The organism is Micromonospora sicca (assembly GCF_003172935.1).
Classification (GTDB): Bacteria; Actinomycetota; Actinomycetes; order Mycobacteriales; family Micromonosporaceae; genus Micromonospora; species Micromonospora sicca.
On sequence record NZ_QGKS01000253.1, the window covers coordinates 44289 to 68015 of the forward strand.

Consider the following 23727-nt stretch of genomic DNA (forward strand, 5'->3'; position numbering starts at 1 on the left):
GGCGCGACGTGCGGAGAAGTGACGCTCGCAGGCAGATTAGCCGCCGCCACCGACACTCCGCCCTTGGATTAGCTCCCAGCGCCTCGACTTGTGAGGACGATTACGGCCTGGTGGCTACCGGCAATCCTCTGGCCACCTGACGTCCGCTGTTGTTCTCGGCACAGCGCCGTCCGGGGCTCCACGGCGGCTGAGCCCGCCCGTGGCCGCCGCACCGCCGCGAGAATGCCGGAAGCGGGCACTGACCTGCAGGAGCGGGCACTAGCGTGGGCGTTGGCGAGGAGGTACGGCACCTCCGCCCGGTTGCCGGCCATGTCGATCATGGGGGTGTCCATGCGCGGGCCGAGACGTGGTCCGGTCTGGGCGGCCCAGCTGTGGTTACGCCAGCGCCGGCGCAGGTGGCGGACCCGACGGGAACGCCAGGCCGAGCGAAGCCGCCGCCGGCGGACGGACGAGCGGCCTGACCTCGGATGAGCTGGCGGCATCACCGCGGGCTGCGCTGGGCGATCGTCGGCACCGCCGGGGTGCTCGTGGTGTGGACCGTCTTCTCCCTGGTCCTGACGGTCCTCAACACCGAGCCCGCTGTCCTGCCGATGTCGAAGTGGTGCGCGGGGCAACCGCCCCGGTCGTACTACTGCGGGCAGGTGGAAGGCTTCGTCAAGGGCCCGCTGATCCTGGCCTTGGGGCTCGCGGTCTTCCTGTTCTGGCGGTACGTGCCGGTCCGTCGCTGGTACGACCGCAACGCCGTGCGCAACCTCCGGATGGTGCTACCCACCGCCGAACGCGACACCAGCGCCAGCTACGTCGTCGGCCGGGACGAACTGTGCGAACTGATGATCCAGCGGCTCCGGAACGAGCCCACAAGGCGCCCGCTGCTGCTGGTGGGCGGCATCGGCACCGGCAAGACCGCCACGCTGGTCCGGCTCGCGGAGATGCTGATGGCCACCGACGTGGTACCGATCGGGATCGACCTGCGCACCGTCACGGACCCGGAGAAGCTGAACTTCCACCAGCTCGCCCTCGACCAGTTCACCCGCACCATCGACACCCAGTTGCACTCCGCCGGCGAGGCCGACAAGGTGTGGCGGCGGCTCTGGCTGGAAAACCGCATCGTGGTGCTCGCCGACGGCCTGGAGGAGGTTCTCGCCGACTCCGCCCAGCCCGCCGACCGGGACAGCGTGCTCCGCGAGGCCGTCCGGGGCGCGGTCCGCGAGCGGCTCCCCCTGGTGGTCGCGTCGCGGCCGGACGATCCGCTGCGCGGGCTGGACGCCCTGCTGCTGCAACTGGAGCCGCTCTCCCAGGGGGCCGCGTTGGAGTACGTGCAGGCCCGCAGCCGCCGCACGGACGCCGGTCACCAGTGGGACCGGATCACCGGGCTGGTCACCGCCGCCGACGTCGCCGACTCACCGTTCTACCTGCGGGTCATCAGCCAGCTCCACGAGGTGGACCGCCTGGACCGGGTCGCGCCGACGGACCGGGGCAGATCCGCGCTGCGCTGGTGTCTGCTGGAGGAGTGGTGGGCCGCCATCGTCGCCGGGGACCTCTACGAGGACTACGGCATGCCGCAGACCGAGCGGTCCGACGCGATCGAGGTACTTTCCGCGCTCGCCTGCATCGGACTGCGCGACAACCGGCTGTCGGTGCGTACCAGCGAACTCACCGGCGCCGACGGCAGCGGGGACGCGGGCCGCCAGTGGATCCTGGCCGAACTGCGGGCCCGGCTGCACAAGCTCAGCGCCGACAACCCGCAGGACCTCGGACTCGCCGAGACCACCGGGGACGCGCTGAACATCGTGGTGAAGCGGCAGGACGGGGTCCGCTTCCAGCATGGGGTGATCCAGGCGTACCTCGGCTCCCGCTACCTCGCCGCCGCCCTGCGCGACGGCGACTTCCTGGAGCGGGCCTTCACCCGCAACCACGGCCCCGGCCGGGAGCTGCTCTCCGCCCTCACCCTCTACACCCGCAGCGCGGGCGCGTTCGAACGGCTGGACGGGCGACGGAAGCCACCGTCGCCGCACGGAAGTCTGCTCCGCCTCCGTGAGACAGTCCGGCAGGCGGTGGGACGGTCCGCGGGCGCCTGGGACGCCAAGGCCACCCGGAGCCGGTCGACCGCTCTCGTACGCCGACTCTGTGACGCGGCGACCCGCACGCCCAACCGCACCCGCGCCCTGGAGATGTTCGCGGTCGCGCTGGAGATGGACGCCGCCACCGGACACACGAGTCACCGGAAACTGGCCGACGCCATCCGCGAGGCCTGGCCGCAGTACCAGGGCGACGGCTCGGTCACCGACCGCCCCCTCGAGGACGCCAAGATCGCCCTTGTGCACCGGTACGGCGACGCCGCGCGGCAGCTGCGGGACCGACCCCCGGAACCCACCGGGCTGCGGGGACAGCAACCCACGCCGCAGTACCGGCAGCTGTTCCAGATGATGGCGGACGAGTCGTCGTACCTGCCCCGACTAACCGCGGCCCGCCAGATCGCCAGCGGCGGCAACGCGGCCGTCCGCGCGCTGCGCGACCTGCTCGACCAGCCGCCGCAGGCGGCCAACACGCAGGGCCGGGAGCGCCTGGAGGAGCTGCGGACCTGGATCGCGCCGTCGCTCTTCCTCTTCGCCGACGCCGCACCCGCCCCCGGCGAACCGGACTGGCAGGGCGTGGCCCGGGAGACCCTGCGGCGCTGGGTCGACCGCCTGGCCACCGACTTCCGCGAGGGGGCCCGCGTCTACGAACTCACCCTGGCGCAGGGGTTCCGGCTGGCGGCCAACTGCCGGACGTACCCGGCGCACCGCAGCGTGCTGATCGAGGAAGCCGAGAAGGCGCTGCGACATTCCCGGTTCTGGTACTCCCACCTGGTGCTCGTCCAGGCGCTCACCCTGCTCGCCCTGCCCCAGGATCCCGGCGAGACGCTGCGCGAGCGGGGCCACGGTTCGGACCCGCGCGGGCTCGTCGGCTTCTGGACCTCCATCGCCGGGGGCGGAAACCGCGCCCCGCAACCCGGCAGCGGCACGGCCCACCCGCTCGTCCTCGAGGTCGCGGAGCTGTGCGTGGAGGCGCTCATCGACCGCCATCCCGAGCGGCACTGCTGGCTGGACGAGCGGGAGATCGTCGGGCGGATCGGGTCCGTCAGCCCCCAGCCGGGCATCCGCCGGCTCCAGAAATCCTGGCTGCCGCCCTCGCACGGCTGGGCCGTCCTGGAACCGCAGGCCCAACGGCTGCTGGCCGACGTGATGCTGCTGCTCAACCTCGCCGACCGGGGACGGGACAACGACCAGCGGGCGCGGCGGCTCAGCCGGGCCAGCCGGGCTGAGCTGCCGCCGTGCCTCACCATCGACCGCAGCGCCATGCGGGTCACCCTGAGCCGCCGCCAGGCCCACGACGTGCAACCGGGGGCCACCTGCATCGACGACTGCCCGTTCCGGCTGTGCCCGCTGCCGCCGAAGGGGGACGAGTTGCCGTACCAGATGGACGAGGCGTTCTGCGCCCACCAGGTCGATCTCGTCGGGCGGTGGCTGCGGTCGCCGGGGCGGGCGGACTGGCAGGCGGTCAATCGGGAGGACCTGCGGACGTTCTGGCGGGAGATGTCCGAGCGGATGGCCCCCGCCTGGCGGAAGTGACCTACTTGACGCCGTAGACCACCTAGAGTCGGGCACGTTATGACGGCACCGTGGCTGACGAGATCGGGGGCCGCCGGGCAGCCCGCAGAACGCCGATCGCTGACCCGGCTGACCGTGGTCAGCCTCGCGGGACACGTGGTATTCGAGCTGGGGGCCGGCGTCGGTATGCCGCTCGCCTCGGTGATCGGGCCTTACGGCGCTGCCGGTTTCTGGACCCTCGTCACCGGCGGTGTCCTGGCTGCGAGTGCTCGCGACGAGTCCGCTGACAAGATCCTAGCAGCGGCGAACGGCTTCGGGATCGCCGCGATATCGGCCCATCTGCTCGGCTGGCCAACTCGTCGCACCAGAACAGGTCTGCCCTGGTTGAGGGATTGCGAAGGGCTGGGCCTCGAGCTGATGCCCTTCTACAACCCGATCCTCTACTTCTCGGGAGCAACGGGGCTGCTCGCCCTCCTCCGGGAGAACCGCACCGCCCGCTTGTACCTCCCGCTGGCCATGCTCGGACTCGTGCCGGGACTCATCGCGTTCCAGCACTGGGAGCATCGGCGATTGCGCAGACAGGCGCAGACCCGCCCGGCGTGGTGGAATCGCCGGCTTCAGCGAATCGGGGCCTCCTGATCCACAGTCAGCAGGCGCGGTGCGAGGCGAGGTGGGCGACCATCGTCTGGTTGGCGGCCCAGCCGTCCGGGAACTTCACCGGCACGTCGAGGTGCACGGGCTCGGTAGACGGGTGCGCGTCGAGCAGTTCGGCGATCCCCGCCCGCGCCACCTGGATGCACGCGTGGCGGTGTCGGGAGGTGAGGACGCAGAGCCGCCCCGACTCCAGGTGGAACGCGGTCGCGTCCCGCCGCCCCGGCAGCGGGTGCGGCACGATCGTCACGTCGTACTCGCGGCCCTGGAGCCGGTTGGCGGTGTCGACGGTGATGCCCGCGCCGGCCGCGCCGAGCCGGGCCCGGATCGCCGCCGCCTGGTCGCGGTGCGCCGCGCCGATGGCGATCCGGTCCGCCGTCACCGGCGCGGCGCCCGGCGCCTGCTCCGACACCGCGACGGCTCCCCGCCGCAGCACCCGCAGCGCCAGCTGCGCGCAGGCCGACGCCGCCTCCCCATCGGTACGCAGGGTGTGCCGGGCCGGCAGCTCGTGCAGCGCCCAACCGGTGGCGGCGGCGAGTTCGGCACAGCGTCGAGCGCGTCGCCCGGGGCGGGCTCGGTGAAGGTCAGCGCCCGGTTGGCGAGCCCGGTGCCGGCCCGGAACCCGGTGAACGGGTAGAAGGCCGCCGCCACGACCGGCGCCGCGGTGGCGGGCAGCCGCCACGACACCGGCAGCCGGTGAACCGGGAGCTCCGGGTTGTGCCGCCGCAGGGTGGCCACCGCCGACTGCATCGGGTCCCAGCTCAGGCCCGTCCAGCGCACGGTCTCGACCGCCGAGAAGGGATCGAGCTGGCCGGGGTCGCCCACGAACAGGGCCCGCTCGAACCTGGCGGCCACGCGCAGCAGGGCATCCGACCGCATCTGGTACGCCTCGTCGACGATCGCCCACGGCCAGGAGCCCTCGGGGACCGTGGCCCAATTGGCGGCCGTACCGATGGTGACCGCTGGCGCGCCGAGGTCGGCGACCTTGGCGGCGACCTTGACCGTCTCGTGGTCCTTGACCCGGTCGGAGGGCCGGTGGTCGGCGGCGGAGAGCCGGCCGATCCGCAGGTCGGGGGCCTTGCGGGCGAGGCGGTCGATGAGGTCGTCGACCTGCTCGTTGGTCTGCGCGATGATGATCAGCGGTTCGCCGGCGGCGGCCAGCTCGACGGCGGCGCGGACCACGAGGGTCGACTTGCCGGCTCCCGGCGGGGAGTCGACCACCACGCCGCGGTGGTCGCCGGAGCGCAGGTCGGCCAGGACGGCGGTGATGACCCGCTCCGCCTCGACCGCGGGCGGCACCTGTAACCCCGCGAGCATCGACGCCACCTCCCCGAACGTGCCTGTGGGACCCTACCTGGCCGCCCGCTCGGCCGTCCGGTCGCCGGGCCCGGCCTCGTTCGCGGTCTTCGCCGCGCCGACGGCTCGGTCGTCAGCGCGAACGCTGGTCGGTCGACGGCTGGGCCGCGAGCCGCAACGTACCGTCGGGGTCGATGACGTAGGTGCACGCTCGTCACGGTCGCGCGGATCTGCGGCCGCCAGGAAGGTGTCGAGATCGGCCGATGCTCGGATGGGCGCGCCCGCGGGAGCGTCGGCGACCGACGCCTGCACGTCGCCGGGCCGACGTACCGGTATCGACGCCCCGTCCTTACCACGGCACCGGCCCTACGCCCGTGCAGCCGCCGCAGTTGACGACTTCTCGGGGTCCTGTTGGTCCTGGCCGGACCCCTCCTGTCAGTGGTGGGTGCTGCGGGTGTTCAGCACGATGGCGGTGGTGATCAGCCCGGCGCCGACGACCCCGGTCGAGCTGAGGCGATCGCCGAGGAACAGCGTGGCCAGGAGTGTGGCGACGAGTGGTTCCAGGAGCGCGATCAGCGCTGCCGTACTGGCCGGGGTGGTGCGCAGGCCCCGGAAGTAGAGGGCGTACGCCATCGCGGTGGGTGCGATGCCCAGTAGGAGCAGCAGTCCCACGGCCGCCGGGGTCGGGACGAAATCCATGCCGGATGTCACCGTGGCCGCAGGGGCGAGCACGGCCGCGCCGATCGCGAAGCTCACGCCGGTCCCGGTGAGATCGTCGAGGCCGGCGACGGGCCGGGTGCCGATGAAGGTGATGGTGGCGAAGCCGGCTGCCGAGAGCAACGCGAGTCCGGCTCCGGTGAGCGCATCCTTGGTGGTGATACCGCCGGCCGGCGTACCGACGAGCAGGGCCAGACCGCTGACGGCTAGCGCCACCGTGGCGAGCATCGACGCGCCGACCCGCCGCCGTCTGGTGATCCGTTCAGCGGACAGGACCAGGGCTGGTGAGGCGCCGATGGTGAGCAGGGTGGCGAGGCTGACGTTGGTCACTGACACCGCGGCGAAGAAGCAGGCCTGGAAAACAGCGGCGAGCAGTCCGTTCACGACCAGCCGGGCCCAGGCGTGCCGCCCGCGTGGCAGCGGCTGCCGGGTCAGACAGAGCCAGATCAAGACGAGTATGCCGCCGGCGGCGAGCCGGTAGGCGGCCACAGCCAGCGGTGACAGCCCCGTTTCGTGGGCAAGGAGGCTGCCGGTGGGGCCACCGGTGCCCCACAGCACGCCGGCGAGGACAAGCGACCACAGGCCGGTGACGGGGCGTCGGGCGGCAGCCACCGGTTGTTCGGAGACAAGCATGAGGAAATCGCTCCTGCGACGAGAGGAATGGGGGTCGCGGAAGCGGGGCGTACCGGACTCAGCGCTGCACGGACCGCGCGTCCAGCCGATACCGGCTGGACACGATGAGCAGAGGCGCCCCGCTCAGGAGCGCGGCGGGCTGATGATGTCGAAGGTCCGGGCCATGTTCCGATCCTATTCACGGCCGCCGGACGGCACGAACCCGTTTCGCGAGCCGACGCATTCTCAGGTCCCCGAACCGGTGCGACACTTCTACCGATGCCGCCGGCTGTGCGAGACGACACACCGCCGGGTCATCACACGTCCGACCAGTACCCCGTCCACAAGGGTGAGACCTGCAGGAAGGGACCGAAGCCATGAGAGTTCTGCTCGCCGGCGCCTCGGGCGCCATCGGTACGCCCCTCACCCACCAACTCGTCGCCGCCGGCCACCAGGTCGTCGGCATCAGCCGCAGCCAGTTCAACGCCGAGCGGCTGCGCAGCGCCGGCGCCGAGGCCGTGGTGGCCGACGTGCTGGACCGCGAGAACCTGCTCGCCGCCGTACGGGGCGTGCGGGCCGACGCGGTCATGCACCAGTTGACCGCGTTGGGCACCACGAACATGCGGGCGGCGCTTCAGGGCACGAACAGCCTGCGTACCACCGGAACCGCCAACCTCCTCGCGACCGCCCGGGCGGTCGGCGCCCACCGCTTCCTCACCCAGTCGATCGTGCTCGGGTACGGCTACCACGACCACGGCCCGCACGTGATCACCGAGGACGACCCGTTCGCCGAACCCGTGAGCGGCAAGCTCGGAGAGGCCGTCGCGGCCATCCGCTCCACCGAGGAGCAGGTGTTCTCCGCCGACGAGATGGAGGGCATCGCGCTGCGCTACGGATTCTTCTACGGGCAGGACAGCATGACCAGCATGATCGTCAACCTGCTGCGCAAGCGCCGGTTGCCGGTGCCCTCGTCCGGCGGCTTCGCCAACTTCATCTACCTGGAGGACGCCGCCGCCGCGACCGTGGCCGCCTTGGAGAAGGGGCGCGCCGGACAGGCGTACAACATCGTCGACGACGAGCCGGTGCGCTGGGGGGACTACCTGGACACCCTCGCCGCCGAGTTCGGGGCGCGCCGGCCGTGGCGGGTCCCGAGCTGGATGCTGCGGCCCATCCCGTACGTCCACGCGATGATGACCACGTCGATGCGCGTCTCCAACGCCAAGGCCAAGCGCGAGTTGGGCTGGGCTCCGGCGGTGCCGACCTACCGCGAGGGCATCCCGCTGGTGGCGCAGGCGAGCCGCTGAACGCCCGTTGTCAGGGCGCCCTGGACAGGAGGTTCGGGATCGGTCAAGATTCGCGGTCATGGCCCAGAGCGCCTGCTACGAGCTACGGCTGCGCGGCGTTTCCCGGTTCTGGGTGTTCTTCACCGACGGGGTGGCCACGGTCAGCGACACGGCGCCGGGGCGGGTCGACTGCACCATCTCGGTCGACCCGGTGTCGTTCTTCCTGTTGAGGGCGGGCCTGAGCGGCCAGTGGCCGTTGATCGCGCGGGAAGCTGCGGGCATGGGGACGTAAGCCGTGGCTGGCCTTCCGGTTTCTCGGCTTCTTCGCCATCCCGTGACGACGTGACATGCCCCTGGCCGGGACCCGTCAGCGGGGTACGGTCACCTGCTGCTCCGGAGTCGGCTTGCCGGCGCCCGGGAAGTGCACCTCGGTGTCGAAGGCGAGCACGCCGTAGTGACCGCCCGAGGTGTATCCGGTGAATCGGATCGTGTAGGCGTCGCTGCCCGTCGTCGCGGTGACCGCGTGCGGCACCAGCCGACCGCAGGACGCGGTGTGCCCGGGACCGTTCCCGCTCGGCGAGGTGGCAGTGAGGGAGTAGTCCTGTTCGCCGGCGTGGATGACCCGACAGGTGATGGTCAGGCTCAGCGGCTCACGCGAGTCCGGGAGCCATCGGCCGCCGTCGAGGAAGAACGGCTCGACGAAGACGTACGGGTTGAGGTAGTAGCCGCCCGTGTCGTTCTTGCGCAGCCGTTGAGTGCAGAAGCGGAGATTTCCCTTCGTTTTGCCGCTGGGCGAGACGTACACCTGTTGGCCGGCCCGGAGGGTGCAGGTCTGCGACAGCAGGGTGTAGCCGCGGGGGAACTCCGGGGCCGGAGTGGCCCTGGCGGCCGGGGCCGGCGGCGGGGCGGCGGCCGAGCCGCCCTGCGCTGCCGCCGGTGGGCGCGGTTTCGGCGTGGGGGAGGCGCTCGCGGACCCGTTGCTCGGCGTTGGTGTCACGGCCGCACTCGTCGTCGCCGCAGCGGCACTCGCCGTCGCTGCGGCGGTGGGCGCCGGGGTGGCCCAGGCGGCGCCGGCGCCGGCGGCACCGGGTCGGGCGCAGCCCGCAAGGCCGGTGGCGAGCAGCAGCAGCGTCAGTGCGCCGCGGCCGACGAGCGGACAGCGGCGCCGGATCGGTCCGCTCACCGCTGCAGCACCGCGGTTGCGTAGCCGTCCGGGTAGAACTGGTAGTAGTCGCGGTACCGGACCGTCAAGGTGGTGGTGCCGCGTGGCAGCGAGTAGGTGAGGGTGTACCTGCCGCTGGCGTCCAGCTTGCCGCGCCAGAACTCCCGCTCGGCCCCGCCGTTGGTCGACGCGGTGATCCACCAGTAGTTGTCGTCGCCGATCGGCGAGCTCCAGGTCACGGTGAGCTGCGCGGTGCCCTTCTCCTTGCCGGTCCCGACCTGGGCGGTGACGGCCAGGTCGGTAACCGGCGGCGCCGGCGGGTGCGCCGGTCCGAAGGAGTGCAGCAGCTGAGTTTCCTGGTAGGGGTCGGTCGAGCTGACCGCCCAGGCCCGGGTGCCATCCCGGTTGACCAGGAGCGTGCCCTCCCAGAGGCTGTCGCCGCTGCGGAAGTCGACGGCGTACGTCGGGACCGTGCTGCCCTTGGCGTAGAGGTAGACATCGGCGTCACCGGAGGCGGTCGAGGCGCGGCCGATGGCGACGGTTGCGCCGTCCCCGGACCAGGCGGCGTCCTGCGGATAGACCCCGCTGGGATAGACGGTGGCGTCGGCGAGATCCGGCAGCCGGTACGAGTGATGCTCGTACGGGTAGCCGACCGTCTCCACCACTTCGGTGCCGTCCGGACTCACGGCGTAGTCGATGAGGTTGCTGCCGGTGTTGTCCCGCCGGGCCACGATCGTCGGACTGTCACCGGACACGTCGATGACATACGTGGTGACCGGCGAGTATCCGGTGTCGCCGGCGACGAGGAGGCCGGGCGCGCCGGGGCTGGCGTCGATGATCGGGTGGTAGTTGGGGCCCCCGGTGTAGACCACCGGCGGGGTGCCGGGCGCGGACCAGATCAGCAGACCGCCGGAGCCGATCCCGGCGTCGATGAACCCGCCGACGACCTTCCCGCCGGTCGGTTCGACGGTGTACAAGTGGGCGCCGGGGGGCGCGGGGTAGCTCGCGATGATGGTGAGCGTGTTGGCGTCCAGCGCGATGATCCGGTTGAAGCCTAGCGCCGCGTACAGGATGCGCCCGTCGTCGCTGAGGACGAGGTCGGAGATGTCGGCGACGGCCGTGACCCGGTTCAGCAGCCGGCCGTCGAGGTCGGTCACCACCAGCGGCAGCCCGCCGCCGACCCCCTGGGCGACGTAGAGGCGGCCGCGCGCCTCGTCGAGTTCGATCGCCCGCAGGTCGTTTACCGGCAGCTGAACGCCGACGCTTTTCAGCGGGGCCGTCTCGGCGGCGGCCGGTGCTGCTGTCAGTAGGTCCGCGGTGCTGAGCCCGATCGCCGTGAACATCCCGGACGCCAGCAGTTGACGACGCCGCATTGACACCTCCCCGTGTCCGCCAGCCGCCGTACCGACGGCCAGACGAGACCCTACAGCGTGTCTCAATAGTCGGTTGGGTCATGAGACACCGCCCTTCTCGGGCGTCCCTGCCGTCACGGGTGTTCGTGGCGGTGGGGTTCCTCCGTCGTCGAGGCTGGTTTCGCCGGCGCGTGGGCGCTGGCCAGAGCCGGCCTCTCGGGGGGCGTTGGTGACCGGGCCTCGTGCTTCGGGGTCCCGGGTCTGGACATGTTGTTGCTCGGCCCAGACGGCGAGGTTGACCGCCGCGTTGACGTCCCGGTCGGCCGTATGCCCGCACTCGTCGCAGCCGAAGACGCGCACCGAGAGGGGTAGGGCGGGGCCGGTGGTGCGGCAGGCACTGCACATCCTGGTGGACGGATACCACCGTGGTGCCGGGGTGGCTTGCCCGCCGCGCCAGCGTTGTTTGTAGCCGATGATGCGGGCCAGGTCAGCCCAACCCGCATCAGAGATGGCGGCGGCCAGACGCCGGTTACGCAGCAGACCGGCGGTGTGCAGGTCTTCCAGAGCCAGCCGGTCGTGGGTCTTGACCAGCCGGTTGGCGACCGTGTGCAGAAAGTGGCGACGCACATTCGCCACACGCAGGTGGGCCCGGCCCAGCCGGGCGGCAGCCTCAGCCCGATTGCGGGAGCCTGGCTGTCGACGACTGACCTGGCGGGACAGACGCCGTAGCCTCGGCAGGGCGGTCCGCAGCGGGCGTGGCGGATCATCGACGCGCAGTACCTGTCGGCCGGTGGTGTCGGCGGCCACGACGAGGGCGGCGAGGCCGCGGTCGACGCCTACCCAACCACTGCCGTCGGCGTCGGGCCGGGGTGAGTGCCGGTGGGCGGGGTGCAGGTCCGCCGCCTCCACCGTCACGGTGACGGTCCATCGGCCGGCCCGGCAGGAGACGGTGGCATACCGGATGCCGGCTCGGCCGGTGCGGATCATCCGCCGCAGCCGGCGGGTGTCCTCCCGTACCCTCAGGATCCCGATCTTCGGCAGACAGACACTGCGAGGTCCCGCCGTCGGATCCCCCACCCGGATGCTCGCCCGACCCGCCTTCGTTGTGCAGCGGATCCGGAACGACGCACGGGAGCGGCTCTTGCGTTTGAATGTCGGGAACCCCACCCGGCGGCCCGGCCGTTTCCCTCCCCGGGAGTCCGTCCAGGCGCTCAGGCCACGACCCAGGTCGACGGCGGCTTCCTCACACACCTGCTGACACACCTGCGTCCGCCACGACAACCCCGTCGCGACCATCTCCGTCGAGCCGGACCGGTCGACCACGAACCGGCGACCCGCCTGCGCCGAGGTCTTCCACGAGTTGAACGCGTTGATCAGGTCAAAACCCGACCACGGCACCACCACCGACCCGTCCCGACGTTTCGCATCCAGGGCTTCCTTCACCAGAGCCAGGCACTGGTTGAACGCGAACCGAGACGCCCCCGCATGACGCGCCAACACCACCACCTGCGACGGTGACGGGTCAACCGTGAACCGGAACGCCGTAAACCTCCCCACAACCCCACAGCATGCCCGCCACCTACGACACTTTTGAAACACGGCCTGGGCCTGTCCGGATCTTTGTGTGTGAGGCGGTGGTCGGCCTTCTCAGTTTCCGGTGATGCGCTCGCCGTAGAACATGGCGAGAGCGTTCAGCGCTTGTTTCAGGCCGCCGGGTTTGGAAGCAGCGCGATGACGTGCTCTGGCGAAAGGACCGGGCCCCTATCGCCAGTCTGGCGGCGGATGCCCTGGCGGATAGCACTCCACCGGACTGGCGCCAAGGTTCGGTGACTGAGCTGCACGGAAATCGGGGTTGACTCTGCGGGTGTTCCCGGGGCGTACTCGATATACGTTCTCGCATCGCCGGCTGGTGCGGCCGGCCACAAAGGGGCGCGCAGGCATTCTCAGGACGGGGTGGCTGCTGTTGCCCGCGCTGGCGTTGCGGAGGACGTCGAGAGATGGGAGGTCCCACGTGAAGGATCAGTCGTCGGCGAGTTGAGCCGCGCCACTGCGGCGCTTGTTGAGCGCTGCCGGTGGCAAGAGTCCTGACCGCTTGTGGCTCGGCCTGGCCGTCTGTCCCCATGCCCGCCCGTTGACCTCAGCCTGCAGTACGGGTTGCGGCGGCACCTGCTGCCCGGCTGCCTGCCCTTGTTCGCAGCCTGGATTGTTCGTTGGCTCAAACCCAGTGAGGCACTGGCCGACCTGTGCACGCACAAGGGGTTCCGCCTTGCCGGCCATCCCCGGCAGGGGTCGCGCCCGCCCGGGCACCAGCGCTGTGCGGGTAGACGCGACCTGGACGGCATCCCCCGTCGCTATTGAATCCCTACAAAACGAAGCTGGAGCACGAACATGATCTCAGCCCTCATCAATACAAACAGGCCGACGGCGGCCATGTCGGTTCGCCGCCTCAGGGCGGCGCCATTCCAGGCTCTGCCTGGGCGACGTGTCGGCAGGTGGTGGGCCGTTGGCACCACTTGAGCAGTGGCCGCCTGACCGGCCCGACGAGGTGCGGTCGGGGCGGGAGCGGCTGGAGAACCGGATTCAGGTGCTGATCATGCTGTTGATCGGCGGCGCGGCCGGCGCAGCCTCGTTCCGCCACGTTCATGACGTCGCTGCGGCGCACGGCCAGCCGGGCTGGCTCGCCTGGGCCGACGCTGTCGTCCTGGAACTGACCTCCATCGCCGCCGGCCTGGAACTGCGCCGCAACCGGCGCTGGGGCAAGAGCGTCACCTTCCCGGCGACCGCGCTGACCGTGGCGGTGTTCCTGTCCCTCGCGGCCCAGGTCGTGGAGGCCGAAGCGTCGGTGATCGGCTGGGTCGCCGCCGCGCTGCCGGCGCTCGGCTTCCTGACGATGGTGAAGATCGCCCTCGGCCGCGCCGACCCCGCCCCACCCGACCACACCGCCCGACCCATACCGGGCCAGCCAGGACCACCGACGGTCGTGGACGCTGCGGTCCCGGACAGCCGCGAGCCGGTCCCCGGACCGGCGCTGCCGGTCCCCACGAGGGCTGCCACGGTCCGGGACGTCACCACCGCGGTCCCGGCTACGGCGGACCAGGGTCCGGCGGTCCCGGACCGCCGCCGCGGCGGCCCGCCGGTCCGGGACCGGGACCCGGAGATCACCGCGCTGGTCCCGGCCGCCCGGACCGCCGCCCACGAGCTCGCCGCCCACGGGACACGGCTGTCCCGCAAGGAACTGGCCCGACAACTACGGGCGGACGGGCACCACCTGTCCAACGCCACCGCCTCAGCACTCGTGCGCGTCCTCCGCGCCGAGGCCACCCCACCGGCCCCGGCCCCGCCGCACCTGTCACGTCCGGAGGCCGCGTGACAGAACCACAACCGGCTACTTCTGACAGACCAAGCCGCCCCGGTCAGACCAGCGCCTGTCAGGAAGCCCGCCTCCTGACAGAGCCTGACCCGACCTGTCAGAGCGAACACCGTCCCGCCCGCCGCGGCGCAGCAGCCAGTGCACCTACTACCCCTTCGGCCGGACCCTGATCTTCAAAGGAGCAACGCGCATGCTGACCCAGCTCAACGACCCCCACCAGCGCCACCAGCGCTGTCACCGACCCGCATCACACGCCCGCTCACACTACGATTACAGCGGTGTGACCGGCCATGCCGGTGTCGGTGTCGATCCCCGTTTCACCGTCCGCCTTGATACTGACCCCCAAACCGACCCCCCGTTCTCGCTCGCAGCCCAGGTCAGGCCCGCTCTCACCGAGCCCGATCGGTTCCAGACACACCCTCATGTGTGGGGTGTCCCCCCAGGGGCCGCCCATGCGTAAACCGCTACCGGCACCGGATCCGCTGCTGCGCCTGCAGGCCAGCATCACCGCCCGCGACGACCGCCTCCTCGGCTGGCTCTACGACCACGGACTGCTGACCACCGACCAGATCGCCGCCGCCCTGTTCCCGTCCCTCGATTTCGCTCAACGCCGGCTACGCCGCCTCACCGTCCTTCGCGCGGTGGACCGGTTCCGACCCAACAAACCTGACGGTGGCTCCTACCCGTACCACTACCTACTGGACCAGCTCGGCTACGAACACGTCCGCGCCCAGCGCGGACTCGGCCCGCCACGCCGGGACCAGGCACGGCGCCGCAAACAATCCCTCACGTCACGTCCGGACCTGCCCCATCTGCTTGGCGGCAACCAGGTCTTCATCGACCTGGCCGCCCACGCCCGCACCCACCCCAACAGCCGTCTGGACCGCTGGCAGCCCGCGTCCGCTTTCCACGACCCGGGCGTGTTCTACCGCAAAGGCGGGGACCCGCAGATCATGGTCCACGGTCCGAGCGGCTTCCCCCGCCCGGACGGTGCCGGGGTGTGGACCGAGCAGGATCGTTCGGTGCCGTTCTTCCTCGAATACGACACCGGCCGTGAACGCCTCGACATCCTCACCGAGAAGATCGCCAAGTACGAACGCTTGTACGCGATGAGCACCTGGGCATGGCCGGTTCTGTTCCACCTACCGTCGGCGCGACGTGAGGCGAACCTGCACCAGCGCCTCACCGGCACCACGCCACGAGCGTTCATCGCCACCACCACCGCTGACCTACGGGCCGCCACCGGCGCGAGCACCGCCGAGCAGGTGTGGCACCTAATCAATCTCGGCGCCGGCCGTCGCCGCCTCATCGACCTGCCCTACATCGACACCCGCCACGACCAGGAGTTCCCCACCCGCACCGCGCCCGGCCCGCACGGGCGAGCATCCTGATGGCCTTGACGGTGTGAGCAGCCCGGTTGACCGGGCTGCTCACACCGTCTATTCCGCAGCGGCGGGTGCGGTAGGACCGGAAGCCGGGCGGGCACCTGCGACCAAGCGGCGAGCCAGCCGTGAGATCACGGAGCTTGGTACGTCCGCTGCTCCGCCTGCCACGCCCGTAGCGCACCCTTGATCCGCTGGTTCTCCGCCCGCACGTCGTCCCGCTCGCGAGTACGCCGCTGCAGCTCGAAGGCAAGGCGGTGCAGCAGGGCATCGACTTCGTCGACCCGGTAGCCGCGCCGCCCTCGTCGGGTCAACGGCAATGGCAGCGCGGCGATCCGATCCGGGGTGAGCGGGCCGCGCAGGGCGTGCCGGCTGCGGTAGACGGTCACCGCCACGGAATCCGATCCGGCAAGTGGATCCGCTCGCCCGGCACCCCGGCGGCGAGCAGCCGCAACCGCGACCCGGCCAGCATCACCGGCGGCCCGCACACGTACACCTGCTGGCCGGAACGATGGTGGGCGAGGGCGACGGTCAACGCGTCACCCCGCTCCCCCGGCTCGGACAGCGGGTCGTGAGAGAAGGCTGGCACGACGGTCAGCCAGTCGTGGGCCTGCTGAAGCTTGTCGAGAGTGATCGCGTCGTACAGGCCCGCCACGTCACGACTTCCCACGATCAGCGTCACGCGCCGGCCGTCCGGTGCGGCGGCGACCTGCTCGACGATCGCGCGCAGCGGCGCCAGCCCGGTGCCGCCGGCGATCAGCAGCAGGTCCCCGTCGTGCAGGCTCAGCCCGGTGTCCGTCGGCGGGCCGAGGTGGAGCAGCTCTCCGGGGCGTACCTGATGGACCAGGCTGGTGGAGACGGCGCCGCCGCGGACCGCGCGGACGTGCAGCTCGACGGTGCCGTCCGGGCGTGGCGCGTTCGCCGGGCACAGCCAGCGCCACCGGCCGGGTCGGCGCGGTGTGCAGACCGGCACCGCCTGGCCGGGCCGGTAGGGCAGCCGCCGCCACGGCCGTACCGTGATGACGGCGACCCCGTCGCAGGCCAGGTCGTGGTCGAGCACCTCCACCGGCCACCAGGCCGGGCCTTCCCTTGCTCTTGTGGCTGCCAACTCGATTCTTTGCCAAGGCACGGTGGTCCGTAGCGCATCGTCGATGACCGTCTGGTGCTCTGGTCGCAGGCCGAAGCGGCGGTACGCGCGGCCCAGGACGCTCAGCAGCGCCAGCTTCTCGGGGCGGTCCGGCCCGTCAGTGAGCCGGCGCAGGGCGGCCTCGATCAGCGGGGCGTCCCGCTCGGGCAGCAGGCCCGGGCAGCGGTCCTCGACCTCCTCCCAGAACGAGCGCCGCCGCAGGTAGCTCTCCGCACGGCGGTGCTCGGCCTCCGACCAGCCCAGGTACGGCAGGTCGGTGCCGGTGGCCAACGCTTTCTCCACCTGCTCCGTCAGCCGATCCCGATCCACCCCGATCAGGTACGGGGACAGCTCCGCGTCCGCCGCGACCAGACTGAGCCAGCGGGCGACCGCCTCGGGTGTCCCCTGTTCCGTCACGCCTGCTCCCCGAGCTGCTCCTCTGTGAGGCCGGCAGCGTGGATCGTGGCGTGGGCCCAGCGGGCCAAGCGGCACGGATACGGGACGCGTTCGCTGCGGCACAGCAGGCCCTGCGGCCCAACGCTCCGGGGCGTGGACGCGGGCCGCGTGGGCGGCGAGGGCCAGGTCCTCGTCCGTGATCGGGGTGAGCACAGGAAAGTCGGCGAGTATGGCGGACATCGGTGGGCGCCTCCGGTGGTGGGATGCGTGGAGTGGCGCCGGGGCGGGCGGGGACGGCCGCCGCCGTACGGGGGAACGACGCGGCCGGAGCCCAGCACCCGCCCCGGGCCATGCGTTCACCCTGGTCAGCCACTCGAACTCACAACATGACTACGCGCTGCACCTCAGCGGTAACTGTGCTGCACGCGATGGAGCTAGGCTGCCCGAGAACTGATCTCAACGTGACCTGAGGCGGCACGATGACGACCGTGCACCGGTGGACCGGCCTGGAAACGCGAGCCCTGCGCCAGGCCCTACGGATGAGCATCCGAGACTTCTCGGCGCACCTCGGCGTTGCTGAACGGACAGTGTCGAAATGGGAAGCCGGGCAGGAGGCGGTGTGCCCGCGACCTGAAATGCAGGCTGCGCTCGATACGGCACTAAGCAAGGCGGGTGAGGACGTCCGCGACCGGTTCAGGGCCGTGCTCCACGCAAACGAGCCACGCCCCGTCGCTGGTGCCGCCCAGCCAGATCTCGGCACGCTTGCGCGTCAGCGGGTGGCCGCCGCCCGTGCCGCTGCCGCCCTGAGCGCCGACGAATTCGCCGAACTGCTGGCTGCTGCCCTCGGCTGGTGTCCGAACGGAGAGGCGGTACTGCGCTGGGAGGGAAGCGAGACCCCGCCAGGCGATGTCCTGCTGGCGCTCAACATGCTGGAGCAGCGAGCCGCGCCGCGGCCGGCCGATGCGCTTGCCGGTCTGACAGCCGTCTACCCAAGCCGGTCGCAGCTCTCGGCGCATCTACCGCCGGATCAGCTGCTCGACGGCGCCCAGGACATCCGGGCGGTCGGCCTGTCGCTAAACATGCTGTGCCAGGGCTACGCAGACCGCCGCTGGCAGTCGCTACTCGCGAACGGGGCTCGAGTCCGATGTCTGTTTCTCGATCCGGCCGGCTCGGCGATCCAGGCCCGGGAGGTGGAGGAAGGGTTCCCGGCCGGTCAACTCTCGGCGCTGACGAAGCTCAACATGGAGACGTTGCTACGAGTGCGCGACCGGCTGCCTGCCGAACTGCGGGACGACATGAGCCTTGCGACCTACGACGAGATTCTTCGCTTCAACATCGTCTTGGTCGACGATCTGTGTGTGGCGCAGCCCTACCTGGCCGAGAGCCGCGGCATCGACTCCCCCGCCTTCGTCATCGGCCGGGACGAGGCGGGAACCGGGCTGTATCCGGTGTTTGAGCAGGTCTTCGAGTCGCAGTGGCAGCGGTGGCGGGTGCTGTGAGCGAATACCGTGACCTGCTGCCCGTCGCGGAGGAAGCCGCGAGGCGCGCGTCCGAGACGATGCGACGGCGGCCACCAGGCGCTCTCACCGTGAAGGGTGACCGCGATGTCGCCTCGGAACTGGACTACGCGATCGAACGCGAGCTCAGGGGGTTTCTGATCACGGAAACGCCTGAGATCGGGTTCCTCGGCGAAGAAGAGGGACCGGTCGGCAAGGCTGAAATGCAGTGGGTCCTTGATCCAATCGACGGCACAGCCAACTTCGTACACGGTCTGCCTCTGTGCGCCGTCTCGCTCGCTCTCGTACACGGAAGCGAGGCTGTCCTCGGCCTCATCGAGCTGCCCTTCCTCGGCTCTCGATTCACCGCCGCCAAGGCCGGCGGCGCCTACGCGAACGGCCAAAGGATCAGGGCAAGTAGCACGAGCCGCCTGAGCGACGCCATCGTCGCCGTTGGCGACTACGCGGTAGGCCCGGACGCCGAGGCGAAGAATCGGTTGCGGCTCGCCCTGACAGCTCAACTCGCCGCTGAGGTACAGCGGGTACGTATGACCGGCAGCGCCGCACTCGACCTGGCATGGCTTGCCGAGGGCAGGCTGGACGCAGCGCTGACCCTGTCGAACCATGCCTGGGACATGGCGGCAGGAGTGGTCATCGCGCGGGAAGCAGGAGCTGTCGTCATCGACCAGCACGGTGCGATTCATGACCGCGACTCGGCCGTCACTCTCGCGGTCGCACCTTTGCTCGCGGAGGCTGTCCTCGCGACTTATCACAAGGCCGCCTCCGCGGCGGGCAATCAATGATCCTGCCACTGCAGCACGACCGGTTGGGCACCCAGAAGGCCCTCCTACCGCTGACCAACCAATGGGTGCCCAGCGTCGGCCTAAACTACGGCAACCTGCCGGCATAGGGGACGCTGTTCGCCACGTTCACCGATGCGCTGGCCGGCGCACGCGACGACATCGAACTGGCGCCCGTGCACGGTCAGGACGAACAAATTCGGCCGCGCGCTGACCGGCCAAGCAATCAGGTTCAGGTGGTTGCCTCAGCTGGAAAGGCTGTCGCCCCTGAATAGCGCCATCTCCACCGCGTCCGGCTCAACTTTCGCGGCGGCCGCCCGTTCAGCAGCCCACTGCAGGTAGGCGATCCATTCGTCCGACCGCCAGCCACCCCATCGGCGCCGAACGCCAGCTTCAACCGGGAGGCGGCCCGCAACAACTCGGTCGAGGATCAACGGCTGGATCTCGTGCCCGTCCCGCCGATAGCCAGCGAAGTAGACGACCTTGGTGAAGAAGGCCGGACCGAGCCACGGCAAACGCGAGACCTTCGCATCTCGGAAGCTCCGGAACGCCGCGCGGGAGTCCTCCAACGTAGGGTGGTCTGCACGCAATCCATCGAGAGCGCGGGTCAGTCGTTCACCGTGCTGGTCACCGTTTAGAGCTTTGACGGCACGCCAGGGTCCGTAGCCATTCAGTCCGTAGCCCCACATGAGCGCGGCGGCCAGAAGCTGCCGCGGGGTAGCGACCTCTGATCGCCACGATTCCGCCACTGCGAAGACATCCCGCCGCCAAACGACTCCGCTCTCCGGGAATCCTTCCGGCCAGGCATCATCCGGTAGAGCTCGGCGCCACTTGGCCATGTTGACGCGGATCGGGCCAGGTTCCCCGGGCAGAGCTGGCCCCACAGAGGCCGCCATCACGCTCTCCAACGGGCCGAGAGATCGCCTGCCACATCGCGCCGGTGGCGCAGCAGCGCCTCCTTGTCAGGTCGATGCTGTGGAGGCGGCAGTTGGAGGCGTCGCCCGTCCAACTCGGAGTAGTGGTCCAGGCCTTCGGCGACCCGTACTCGATACGAGCCGTCGATCCAGATCAGCCCTCGGTCGAAGAGGTTGTGCAGGTCGGCCCGGAGCAGCAAGCCATTGGTGACCCGGTTCGTCGCGGGTCCGTTGTACGGATCGATGTGGGCTGCCTGGAGTACCGCCTCGACGTCGCAGCCGCTGATTGCGCAGCATCCGCCATACGCCTCGATGAGCCTGCGGCGGAAGTCAGCCTGGCCCTGCCGGGCCGTGACCTCCGCCAGCCGGCGTCGCCGCCCCTCTGGAAGGTTCTGCGGCTCGGGCGCCTGGTGATCGTCCAGCGCCTTCCGCAGGCTGAGACACTCCGAGGCTCGCATCACTCGAACGGTCTGAACCGACGACGTCAGGACATCCGCCCCCGCGATGACGTTCCGGGCCAGGAACCGCGTGAGTGGGCGGTCCCACCGGATCTCCAGCCGCCATCGCCTCGCGTCGCCATCAATTTCCTCGTATGGGTCGGACCAGGCGACGCCGGCGCCGATGAGACGGCTCAGAGGCCTCGTGGCGTAGACCCAGATCCGGTCACCGGCTTTGATCTGGTGAAAGCAGGAGGCCAGATGCCAGTTGTCCATGTCGCCGTAGGGCAGTGTCTGGAAGAACTCCAGGACACCCAGGTCGTCATCCCAGGCATGGCTTTGCTCATTGACCGGGTAGATCCATTCTGCCGGGCGGGCGGATCGCTCCAACACCTGATTAGCGAGTGGGTAGCTGTGGCCGCGGCTGTGAATGGTTCGAGACATGAGCAGTGGCCTGACCAGATCACGGACCGCCTCGGCGAAGCCCTCGTCCTCGAACGCCGCCATCAGCTCATCGTGCCGGCCCGAGACCCTCACCTGGTCGGGGCCCGCGTCGACATAGTCGGACGCCTCGACCGTCAGCCCCGGGAACCGCCTCGCAAAAGCCTGCGCCGTGGGCCAGCGCCTGTCGAGGATCGACCGGCGGACGATCACAAACCCTCCGGCTACGCCGTCGCCGAGCGGCTCAATGGGCTCGTACAGGACGAAGGTCTCCATCGTCTTCATGCTGACCGCCGAGAGCCTGCGGGTGATGGTCCTCGTATTCGGCAGGCAGGAGAGAGCCCAGTGCTCTCGTTCCAACTCGGCGGCGTCGGGGACGGCGACGTTCAGGTACGACCGGTTCGCACCCACCACCGCCTCGTGGTACGGGCTGGTCATTAGACGATCGAGCCTGCTTTGGCTGTCAACATCGGCACGCATCACCGACTCCTTCCGAGAGGATGTTGGAGGGGCTCAGGCCGCAGGCGGCGGATGAAGCGCGATCCTAATGAATCTCGCAGGGAAGAGCGGCCCGTGGAACCCGCGGGAGCGGAAAGGGCCCAAACGCCTGACCGGTCAGCACCACTCAGAGCATGCTGATCGCCCGCAAGACTGCTCCTCGACCGTCTCGGGGACATCACACCCAAGCTCGGGCCGCTACGGTCGGCTGTATGACCTCAGTTGATGTCACTGCCAGTCTGCCCACGCTTGGCAAGCTCGAAGCCGTTGACGTACGTGAAGTCTGGAAGCACGAAGCGCATACCTTCACGCCGTGGCTGCTGGCGAACGCCGACGTTCTCGGCGAGGTGCTGGACATGGACCTTGCGCTGTCGGCGGCGGAACACCCCGTGGGCGGCTTCTCGCTGGATTTGATCGGCGTCGATGAGGCGACAAACGAGACGGTGATCATCGAGAACCAGTTGGCGAGGACGGATCACGGCCACTTGGGTCAGCTGCTGACCTACGCCGGTGGGACAGACCCGGTCAACGTGGTGTGGATCGCGACCGAGTTCCGGGAGGAGCACCGGGCCGCCCTGGACTGGCTGAACGCCCGCCCGGACGAGAACACTCGGTTCTTCGGGATCGAGATCAGAGCTGTACGGATCGGTAAGTCCATCGCGGCGCCTCTCATGAGGCTAAGGGACGTCTCGTAACTCGGTGAAGGCGTTGCCCGTCACGGGGTTGGCGCTCACCCGGCGAGGACGATGTTGTGGAGATGGGCGATGCCGGAAGCGGTATCGATCAAGGTGTGGGCGGCTCGGCGGTAGTCCCGCAGGATGTTCCAGCACTTCATCCTGGCCAGAGCGTGTTCGGCCCCGGCGCGGACGGTGCGGTGCTGGGTGTTGAGCTCTTGCTTCCAGGCCGGTAGTTCGCTGCCGTCGGAGGGTTTGCGGTACGGGATGATCACTTCCGGGTTGCCGCGGTAGGCGCCGTCGGCCATCACAGGCCGGCCCGCGAGCTTCTGGTCGATGCCTGAGGTGCGGTAGACGATGGTGTCGTTGCGGTTTCCCGGCTGGGGGTCGCCGACGGCGATGACGAGACGTGTGCTGGCGTCGATTGCGACCTGCAGATTGGTCGAGTAGCGGTAGTTCTTGCTCCGCGCGGCAAGGCGGTGGTCCCGGGTGGGGATCAGGCTGCCGTCGACGATGGCGATCTGGTCGACCGGACGCCGACGCACGGGGGCGAGGGCCAGCAGCGGGCCGAGGGAGTCGATGACCCGGTGCGCGGCTGAGTGCGACACCCCGAACAGCGGGCCGATCTGGCGCATGGTCAGGTTGGTGCGCCAGTACACGGCCACCAACAGCACGCGGTCCGGCAGGTCAAGGGCCCACTGCCGGCCCGGCCGACCGTCAGCGATCGTGTCCCCGCCTCGCTCGGCGACCAGGCGGACCAGCTTGCGGAACTGGGCGGGTTGCAACCCCGTGAACGGGAAGATCCACTCGGCGCGCGCTGCGGAGATCACCTGCACCCAGGCATCCTCGATGATCGTCCTTAACAGACAGACTCCGGGGTTACGAGACGTCCCTTAGTAGTGCAGCCGAACGACTGGGGCAAGAAGGTCAAGGCGATTGCTAAGGGTGACGCTGCGGCGAGCGACCGCGCTATGGCCTACCAGGCGTTCTGGACGAAGTTCCTGGAGGCCGTCCATGACCGCAAGCTCGGGTGGACGACGTCGAGTAAGGGCCTACCACAGAACTGGCAGTCGCTGCCCGCCGGCATAGGTGCGGTGTCTTACGCGTGCACCTTTGGTAGATCGGGGCTCTCAAGCGAGATCTTCTTCCAGCATCCTGACCCGGCGGTCAATGAGGCACGCTTCAACGCCGCCCGCGCGAAACTGGAACCCATCTTCGGGGATGCCCTGTCCTACGAACCGCTGACAGGCAAGAAGGGCTGCCGCATCGCCGAGTACCGCAACGGCGACATCGCGAACAGCGACCAGTGGGCCGATTACGTGGAGTGGTTCATCGACGCGCAGACCCGGCTCCGCACGGCGATAGCCCAGGTTGGCAGCCCAGGGCCCCGGAGTGTTCCGTGATTGTCCGTTTTGATCATGGGATGCGGTGGAGGGTGAGGGCGGCTGCGGGGGTGGTGTGGGCGCGGCGGGCGCTGGCGGTGTTGGCCCAGCCGGTGAGGCGGAACGTGCCGCGGATGATGTCGCGGAG

General features: G+C 70.0%; 19 protein-coding genes and 1 pseudogene. 10 read left to right on the plus strand and 10 right to left on the minus strand.

The genetic code is table 11. The features are described 5' to 3' along the window. The first annotated feature begins 467 nt into the window (after window positions 1-467). Together DKT69_RS18885 and DKT69_RS18890 are read left to right on the plus strand one after the other, a co-directional pair. Window positions 468-3611 carry an NACHT domain-containing protein gene (locus DKT69_RS18885; protein ID WP_109802849.1) on the plus strand — a complete coding sequence of 1048 codons (3144 nt, stop codon included), beginning with the start codon at window positions 468-470 and terminating at the stop codon, window positions 3609-3611. A 39-nt stretch (window positions 3612-3650) separates the two neighbouring features. Beyond that, window positions 3651-4229 (plus strand): hypothetical protein, encoded by a 579-nt coding sequence (locus DKT69_RS18890; RefSeq protein ID WP_146231130.1) that lies wholly within the window; start codon window positions 3651-3653, stop codon window positions 4227-4229. Window positions 4230-4236: 7 nt separating this feature from the next. Here the strand turns inward: DKT69_RS18890 and DKT69_RS18895 are convergent. Both DKT69_RS18895 and DKT69_RS18900 read right to left on the minus strand, forming a co-directional pair. After that, window positions 4237-5558 (minus strand): annotated as a pseudogene (locus DKT69_RS18895) (AAA family ATPase). 414 nt (window positions 5559-5972) lie between these two features. Then, on the minus strand, window positions 5973-6887 hold the full coding sequence (locus DKT69_RS18900) for a DMT family transporter (RefSeq protein WP_109802851.1): 915 nt from the start codon (window positions 6885-6887) through the stop codon (window positions 5973-5975). Between the two features lie 356 nt (window positions 6888-7243). On the opposite strand from DKT69_RS18900, the gene DKT69_RS18905 reads away from it, so the two are divergent. Together DKT69_RS18905 and DKT69_RS18910 are read left to right on the plus strand one after the other, a co-directional pair. Beyond that, window positions 7244-8170 (plus strand): NAD-dependent epimerase/dehydratase family protein, encoded by a 927-nt coding sequence (locus DKT69_RS18905; protein WP_109802852.1) that lies wholly within the window; start codon window positions 7244-7246, stop codon window positions 8168-8170. 58 nt (window positions 8171-8228) lie between these two features. Next, on the plus strand, window positions 8229-8441 hold the full coding sequence (locus DKT69_RS18910; RefSeq protein WP_109802853.1) for a hypothetical protein: 213 nt from the start codon (window positions 8229-8231) through the stop codon (window positions 8439-8441). A gap of 75 nt (window positions 8442-8516) precedes the next feature. Here the strand turns inward: DKT69_RS18910 and DKT69_RS18915 are convergent, their stop codons facing one another. The 3 genes from DKT69_RS18915 to DKT69_RS18930 form a co-directional block, all read right to left on the minus strand. Further along, window positions 8517-9332 carry a hypothetical protein gene (locus tag DKT69_RS18915; protein ID WP_161557884.1) on the minus strand — a complete coding sequence of 272 codons (816 nt, stop codon included), beginning with the start codon at window positions 9330-9332 and terminating at the stop codon, window positions 8517-8519. Then, complete coding sequence (locus tag DKT69_RS18925) at window positions 9329-10684, minus strand: YncE family protein (RefSeq protein ID WP_146231131.1); 1356 nt, start codon at window positions 10682-10684, stop codon at window positions 9329-9331. Before DKT69_RS18925 ends, DKT69_RS18915 begins: the two co-directional genes overlap by 4 nt. 78 nt (window positions 10685-10762) lie before the next feature. Further along, window positions 10763-12262 carry an RNA-guided endonuclease InsQ/TnpB family protein gene (locus DKT69_RS18930; RefSeq protein ID WP_109802856.1) on the minus strand — a complete coding sequence of 500 codons (1500 nt, stop codon included), beginning with the start codon at window positions 12260-12262 and terminating at the stop codon, window positions 10763-10765. Window positions 12263-13166: 904 nt separating this feature from the next. Between DKT69_RS18930 and DKT69_RS18935 the strand changes: the two genes are divergently transcribed. Together DKT69_RS18935 and DKT69_RS18945 are read left to right on the plus strand one after the other, a co-directional pair. Then, window positions 13167-14033 (plus strand): DUF2637 domain-containing protein, encoded by an 867-nt coding sequence (locus DKT69_RS18935; RefSeq protein ID WP_236648031.1) that lies wholly within the window; start codon window positions 13167-13169, stop codon window positions 14031-14033. A 452-nt stretch (window positions 14034-14485) separates the two neighbouring features. Next, window positions 14486-15424 carry a replication-relaxation family protein gene (locus DKT69_RS18945; protein ID WP_109802858.1) on the plus strand — a complete coding sequence of 313 codons (939 nt, stop codon included), beginning with the start codon at window positions 14486-14488 and terminating at the stop codon, window positions 15422-15424. A gap of 125 nt (window positions 15425-15549) precedes the next feature. On the opposite strand, the gene DKT69_RS18950 is transcribed toward DKT69_RS18945, so the two are convergent. Both DKT69_RS18950 and DKT69_RS18955 read right to left on the minus strand, forming a co-directional pair. Further along, on the minus strand, window positions 15550-15810 hold the full coding sequence (locus tag DKT69_RS18950) for a hypothetical protein (protein WP_109802859.1): 261 nt from the start codon (window positions 15808-15810) through the stop codon (window positions 15550-15552). Further along, window positions 15801-16958, minus strand: a complete 1158-nt coding sequence (locus DKT69_RS18955; RefSeq protein ID WP_109802860.1) for an FAD-binding oxidoreductase — start codon at window positions 16956-16958, stop codon at window positions 15801-15803. The genes DKT69_RS18950 and DKT69_RS18955 overlap by 10 nt, the downstream gene beginning before the upstream one ends. 458 nt (window positions 16959-17416) lie before the next feature. Here DKT69_RS18955 and DKT69_RS18965 point away from each other — a divergent pair, with 458 nt between their 5' ends. Together DKT69_RS18965 and DKT69_RS18970 are read left to right on the plus strand one after the other, a co-directional pair. Next, complete coding sequence (locus DKT69_RS18965; protein WP_146231132.1) at window positions 17417-18436, plus strand: DUF5919 domain-containing protein; 1020 nt, start codon at window positions 17417-17419, stop codon at window positions 18434-18436. Then, window positions 18433-19236: an inositol monophosphatase family protein gene (locus tag DKT69_RS18970; RefSeq protein ID WP_109802873.1), complete on the plus strand. Its 804-nt coding sequence runs from the start codon at window positions 18433-18435 to the stop codon at window positions 19234-19236. Before DKT69_RS18965 ends, DKT69_RS18970 begins: the two co-directional genes overlap by 4 nt. Window positions 19237-19478: 242 nt before the next feature. Here DKT69_RS18970 and DKT69_RS37820 read toward each other — a convergent pair whose 3' ends face one another. Beyond that, a complete protein-coding gene (locus DKT69_RS37820) occupies window positions 19479-20129 on the minus strand; it encodes an 8-oxoguanine DNA glycosylase OGG fold protein (protein WP_368666261.1) in 651 nt (216 codons plus the stop codon). After that, window positions 20129-21505, minus strand: a complete 1377-nt coding sequence (locus DKT69_RS18980) for an HNH endonuclease (protein WP_109802863.1) — start codon at window positions 21503-21505, stop codon at window positions 20129-20131. Before DKT69_RS18980 ends, DKT69_RS37820 begins: the two co-directional genes overlap by 1 nt. 230 nt (window positions 21506-21735) lie before the next feature. Here DKT69_RS18980 and DKT69_RS39050 point away from each other — a divergent pair, with 230 nt between their 5' ends. Next, the gene (locus DKT69_RS39050) at window positions 21736-22218 is read left to right on the plus strand and encodes a hypothetical protein (RefSeq protein WP_201749735.1); all 483 of its coding nucleotides are present in this window, start codon (window positions 21736-21738) and stop codon (window positions 22216-22218) included. Window positions 22219-22253: 35 nt separating this feature from the next. Here the strand turns inward: DKT69_RS39050 and DKT69_RS18985 are convergent, their stop codons facing one another. Next, window positions 22254-23033, minus strand: a complete 780-nt coding sequence (locus DKT69_RS18985) for a transposase family protein (RefSeq protein ID WP_109802864.1) — start codon at window positions 23031-23033, stop codon at window positions 22254-22256. A 63-nt stretch (window positions 23034-23096) separates the two neighbouring features. Here DKT69_RS18985 and DKT69_RS18990 point away from each other — a divergent pair, with 63 nt between their 5' ends. Further along, a complete protein-coding gene (locus DKT69_RS18990) occupies window positions 23097-23600 on the plus strand; it encodes a DUF4268 domain-containing protein (protein ID WP_109802865.1) in 504 nt (167 codons plus the stop codon). Window positions 23601-23727: the final 127 nt, after the last annotated feature.

Bases quoted from the DNA above. Each gene is read 5' to 3' on its own strand.
- DKT69_RS18885 (WP_109802849.1), top strand. From the start codon at position 468: ATGAGCTGGCGGCATCACCGCGGGCTGCGCTGGGCGATCGTCGGCACC.
- DKT69_RS18890 (WP_146231130.1), top strand. From the start codon at position 3,651: ATGACGGCACCGTGGCTGACGAGATCGGGGGCCGCCGGGCAGCCCGCA.
- DKT69_RS18900 (WP_109802851.1), bottom strand. From the start codon at position 6,887: ATGCTTGTCTCCGAACAACCGGTGGCTGCCGCCCGACGCCCCGTCACC.
- DKT69_RS18905 (WP_109802852.1), top strand. From the start codon at position 7,244: ATGAGAGTTCTGCTCGCCGGCGCCTCGGGCGCCATCGGTACGCCCCTC.
- DKT69_RS18910 (WP_109802853.1), top strand. From the start codon at position 8,229: ATGGCCCAGAGCGCCTGCTACGAGCTACGGCTGCGCGGCGTTTCCCGG.
- DKT69_RS18925 (WP_146231131.1), bottom strand. From the start codon at position 10,684: ATGCGGCGTCGTCAACTGCTGGCGTCCGGGATGTTCACGGCGATCGGG.
- DKT69_RS18945 (WP_109802858.1), top strand. From the start codon at position 14,486: ATGCGTAAACCGCTACCGGCACCGGATCCGCTGCTGCGCCTGCAGGCC.
- DKT69_RS18965 (WP_146231132.1), top strand. From the start codon at position 17,417: ATGACGACCGTGCACCGGTGGACCGGCCTGGAAACGCGAGCCCTGCGC.
- DKT69_RS37820 (WP_368666261.1), bottom strand. From the start codon at position 20,129: ATGGCGGCCTCTGTGGGGCCAGCTCTGCCCGGGGAACCTGGCCCGATC.
- DKT69_RS18980 (WP_109802863.1), bottom strand. From the start codon at position 21,505: ATGCGTGCCGATGTTGACAGCCAAAGCAGGCTCGATCGTCTAATGACC.
- DKT69_RS39050 (WP_201749735.1), top strand. From the start codon at position 21,736: ATGACCTCAGTTGATGTCACTGCCAGTCTGCCCACGCTTGGCAAGCTC.